At 40.4% G+C, this 5,219-nt stretch carries 2 protein-coding genes; both read right to left on the reverse strand.

Going from position 1 to position 5,219, the window contains the following annotated elements:
* Positions 1-241: 241 nt before the first annotated feature.
* Positions 242-2,008 (reverse strand): RagB/SusD family nutrient uptake outer membrane protein, encoded by a 1,767-nt coding sequence (locus DD657_RS07935; RefSeq protein ID WP_392389382.1) that lies wholly within the window; start codon positions 2,006-2,008, stop codon positions 242-244.
* Positions 2,009-2,026: 18 nt separating this feature from the next.
* Positions 2,027-5,152 carry a SusC/RagA family TonB-linked outer membrane protein gene (locus tag DD657_RS07940; protein ID WP_287049481.1) on the reverse strand — a complete coding sequence of 1,042 codons (3,126 nt, stop codon included), beginning with the start codon at positions 5,150-5,152 and terminating at the stop codon, positions 2,027-2,029.
* Positions 5,153-5,219 lie beyond the last annotated feature (67 nt).

Here is a 5,219-nt window from a genome sequence, read left to right on the forward strand (position 1 = left end):
ACCTGCTTACCAGGCATGGTATATTTGACAACAAGCCAATAGTCTGATAATCATTAATATAAACCTGGCTGGATGAAAATAAACCGAAACATAGGTTGGGAAATTTTAATATAAATTGATATAAAAAATTTGAACGGAAGTTTATGGTGTTGTATAAAAAATCCCGGTTAAAAGCAATTTTAACCGGGCAATAAAAAAGCGGAGTTGATACTCCGCTTTTCAGTGTCATTTATGACGACAATTAATAATATCCTGGATTTTGATCGTCCTTTAATAAGGGATTCAGGTCTATTGCCGTTTGGGGAATAGGCATTAACATTAACTTGTCGTCCCAGCTCATTTCAAAGTGATAATTATTGTCGATCGAATTCATGGTCATTGACATACATTTTCGGGCATACTCTTTACCATAACGCCGAATATCGAAATAACGATGTCCTTCTCCGGCCAGTTCGATCCGTCTTTCATTTCGTATAAATTCGAGCGCATCTTCTCCGGCATGAGCTACGACATGAGGCATGCCGCAACGATCGCGGATTTCATTCAATGCTGCTTCTACCTGAGCATCCCAACCGGTATTATGTACACGGGCTTCTGCAAAAATCAAAAGGATTTCAGCGTAGCGATACACCGGATAGTCACCTTCTCCGACATAGTTGCTTCCCCAAATCATCGTATTTGAAGCTAACGGCATCATTTTTCTAAAAATATATCCGCCTTTTGGGTCATTATTGCTATGAGCCCATTCATACACGAAGTCTGTCCCCATATCTGTTTCATACCACCCTTTGAAAGGGAAAAGAATCGAGGCATATAAACGACTATCCCGGTTTCTGAACTCCTGATTGTACGAATAATTTTTAAATTCTCCGATTTTAGCCTCTACAAAAGCTGAAGCTGATTCGTACCCATTGCGTATGTCGAGGATGTCTTCGAAACGTGATGCTCTTTCCTGCGGAGTCAAAGGAGTCGGTTTGATTTTTCCCGTTGCATCCCAATAAGCATCGACCAGGCTTTGGATTGGTTCTACTGAAGCCCAACCGCCTTTCATTTGATCGGGACGTAATTGGGTATATCTTAAAAAATCACCGTAGTCCGGATTCCCACTCATGTACTGACGAGTCAGGATATATTCAGGATTATCCGGAGATGCATTTTCAGTATGCCATATTCCTTCATAGCTGAAAACCCCTTTTATAAAAGCATCTTTATCAATACCCATTGCTGCAAAGTCGATGTATTGTTCTAATTCTGCCGCTTCTTTTTGTTGTGCTTCTGTCAAAGAAGACACTTTAAACAGAGAAAATCCACCGTCTCTTATAATCTCATAGGCAGCAGCTTCTGCTGTCGGATAATCTTTCCAATACAGCGCAGCCCTTGCTTTTAAGGCCAAAGCTGCCCATTTGGTAATCCGTCCTTTTTCATTTAAATAACCTCCGGAATAACTTGGGGGCAGAATTTTAATAATTGAATCTAATTCTTCCATCACAAATTTCCGGACTTCTTCCTCACTATTGCGCCTGATGTTAGGTGCATCATAAGCCATTACATCGGTAATGATAGAGGCTTTCCCAAAAAACAGATTCATGCTTACGTAGGAATTTGCTCTTAAAAAGCGGGCTTCTGCTTTCATCCGTCTTTTCAAATCAGCCGGCATATCACAATTGTCTACGTTGTTGATAAACACATTGAAAGCACGGACATCCGTATAGCCATATCCCATATCATTCGATGGGTTCATCGCTGCTGTTTGAATATTCTGACCGTTACTTTCATGCCCGTGGTGATTAAAAGCATTATCGGCATAAGCATCCTGAAAGACATCGCAACCCGGCATCCAGGCATAACAAGCATTCAATCCATACCAAGCGTCTTTTTCCGTTCTCCAGAACGCATCAGGTCCGATTGCGGCGGGTGGATTTACATCCAAGTCCACACATCCTGCTATTGTTGTACTCAATAAGGCACTTAAAAGCAAGCTTTTTATATTTAATTTCATCTTATTCATAACTTCCGATTTCATTGATTAAAATGACACATTAATACCAAAGGCAAAGGTTCTCAATCCCAGTGCTCCGACTCCGCGTCCGGACGAAGCTTCCGGATCAAAGTCTTTCATACGGTGATCCGCACGTATCGTAAAAGGATTTTCCGCAGTAAAAAATATTTTTGCACTATCCAGGAAACATTTGTTCATCCAGGCTTTGGGGAAAGAATACCCCAACGTGATATTTTTGATACGGAAATAGTCGGAATCAAACAACCAGAAATCAGAAAATAATTGATTGTAATTCTGATGCGTATTCCCTTTCAAGTATATTCTCGGATAATTCGCGTTAGGATTAGGATTGGCTTCCGTCCAACGATTCAAATGCCATTTCCGGGGACTGGCATCTTCAAAGAAAGCCCAGGCCTGCTCTTCAGAGAATTTCACTTTGGTTCCGGAAACACCTTGTCCCATGACACTCAATTCAATGTTTTTATATCTCAAATTGATATTGGCACCATAAGTAATGTCCGGTACATCACAACCGATAAATGTCCGGTCCTCCCCGCTTAATACTCCGTCTTTGTGCACATCAACGTATTTGATGTCACCGGCACGGGGTGTAATTCCGTTCGTAATATAATTGCCTTTGTCGATATCGTCCTGTGTCAACAAACCTGCTGTTTTATATCCATAATAAGTTCCAATAGGTTTACCTACTTTTTTAATCCAGGGATCTTCATATATCGGATCGGAATCACCCAAATTGGTTACCTTATTCCAGTTTTTGGAGAAATTGAATCCTACTGAATAAGAGAAATCTCCGATCGTATTTCTATGAGTAACGGCAAATTCAATACCTTTATTTTCTACTTCCCCTAAATTCTGCGACGGTTTGTAGTCCGAACTGATGCCGACTTCTACCGGTACGTTATAACCTAACAGAATGTCTTTGGTTTTTTTCAAATACCAATCAGCAACCAAGCTTAACTTACCACCGAAAATATCGAAATCAACACCGATATCCGTGATTGTTACGGTTTCCCAGGACAAGCTCCGGTTGGCCGGTTTCATTTCAATCATACCGTTTACAATTTGGTTTTCAAAATTGTAATTGTTTCCCATTCCGTATGTCGGTAAATAATCGTAATCACCTACATTATTGATATTGCCTAATTGTCCCCAGGAAGCTCTTAATTTTAAATTATCTACCCATTTTACCTGACTCATGAAATTTTCCTGACTGATTCTCCAACCGGCAGAGAACGAAGGGAAAATACCCCAACGCTCGTCTTTGTGAAAGCGGGATGAAGCATCCGCACGCAAATTCGCTTCCAACAGATATTTACCGAATAGTGAATAATTGATACGGCCGAAGTAAGACAGCATTTTGTTTTCATTTGATCCGCCTTCTGCATATGTGTTTTCGTCTGCATTCGATCCGCCGTTCATGTCTTCCATTGAATTGTTCGGAAAGCCTTTACGCCAGGAATAGCTTTTGTTCCATTTATAGTGTTCGTAAGAAACACCTGCTAATACTCCCAGGTCATGGTTGTCATTGTTCCAATTGTATTTAGCCAGACCGTTATAAAGCAAACGGCTGCTGTTTTGCCAGTCATACTCCATTTTGCTTTCGTCTTTACCGCTACCGCTGATCATTTTGCCCGTCTTGAAGTTCGGTACTTCATCCCAGGAAGCACTGTAAGACTTGTTACGGTAGTCCCAGCCTTTATACACGAACTGTGTAGTTAATACCAACCCTTTTACAGGTTTGATATCAAATCCCAGATCAATTAATGTATTTTTCCGGTGTTGTTCCTGCCATCCTCCGTCTTCCAAATTACGCAAGGGGTTTTTCTTGATATATTCCGCCGGAGCCTGTTCGCCTCCCAGCATCGATCCCCATTCTCCAGTCGATTGCTTGGCGACATAGGTGACCGGAATAGTTAAACAAGTCATCAGGGCAACACTACCCGTATTTCTTTTATATTGCTTATAAATGTATTTTACATTGGTATTTAATGTCAGCCAAGGTTTAATATCGGCACTGATATTTCCTGACAAGTTGAAACGGTCATCATGAACACCGGGGGTCAGTTTTTCATCATATACATATCCCATACCCACAAAATAACGAATATTATCACTACCGCCATTAAAATTCAACTGATGTTGCGTGGTGATTCCCATATCATTCAACACCATGTCATACCAATTGGTATTGGGATATAAATCCGGTTCTGAACCATTGTAAAACTTCTTGATCTGATCTTCTGTATATTGAGGTTTATTGTTCGGGTTGTCATTGTAAATGGCCTCGTTATATAATTCTGCATATTGACCCGAACTGACAACTTCCGGCTTATAGGTCGGAATTTTAAAACCCATATACCCGTTGTAAGTTATTTTCATTTCTCCTTTCTTACCTCCTTTGGTTTTTACCAATACAACTCCATAAGCAGCACGCGAACCGTAGATGGCGGAAGAAGCGGCATCTTTCAAAAAAGAAATACTTTCAATAGTTGCCGGATCCAAACTGGAAAAAAATTCAGCATCGGCAATTGCTCCGTCAATAACATATAAAGGTGTCGATGATCCTAAATTACCACGTCCCCGAAAATTGATTGCGGCATCGGAACCCGGACGGGAAATAATCGTTACCCCCGGAACCGTTCCTTGTATGGCTTTCAATACGTCTGTGTTGATACGATCTTTTAATTCTTCCTGTCCTACGGCAGCAATTGATCCGGTCAGATTTACTTTTTTCTGTGTACCGTAACCGACAACCACAACTTCATCTAACTGTTGTTGATCAGCTTCCAAAGTGACATTGATTACCGCTTGTTTATTCACTACGATTTCCTTTGTTTTATATCCCACAAAGGAAAATTGTAAAACTGCACCTTTGTCAACGATTAAGGTATAATTACCGTCGATATCAGTACTGGTTCCTTCGGATGTACCCTTTATCAGAATGGTTACACCCGGTAAAGTTCCCGCATTATCGGAAACTGTTCCTGTAATGGTTACTTTTTCCTGTTGGAAAGCTTCTGTTTTTAAATTTTCAGCAGACGCTTGTGTTACAAAGGCCAAATTCATCGCGGTGATAATCCCTAAGGACAAAAAAACCGCTTTGAGAGCTTTAAATACACTGTTTTTTCTCATACATTTTAGTGTTAAATTCATAATATCAGTTGATTAACTATATTATTACATGCTTACCAGGCATGTA

The organism is Culturomica sp. (assembly GCF_003524185.1).
In the GTDB taxonomy this organism is placed as follows: domain Bacteria; phylum Bacteroidota; class Bacteroidia; order Bacteroidales; family Marinifilaceae; genus Culturomica; species Culturomica massiliensis.

What these genes read in the sequence shown, in the direction of transcription:
- DD657_RS07940 (WP_287049481.1), bottom strand. Translation starts at nt 5,152, where the DNA reads ATGAGAAAAAACAGTGTATTTAAAGCTCTCAAAGCGGTTTTTTTGTCC.
- DD657_RS07935 (WP_392389382.1), bottom strand. Translation starts at nt 2,008, where the DNA reads ATGAATAAGATGAAATTAAATATAAAAAGCTTGCTTTTAAGTGCCTTA.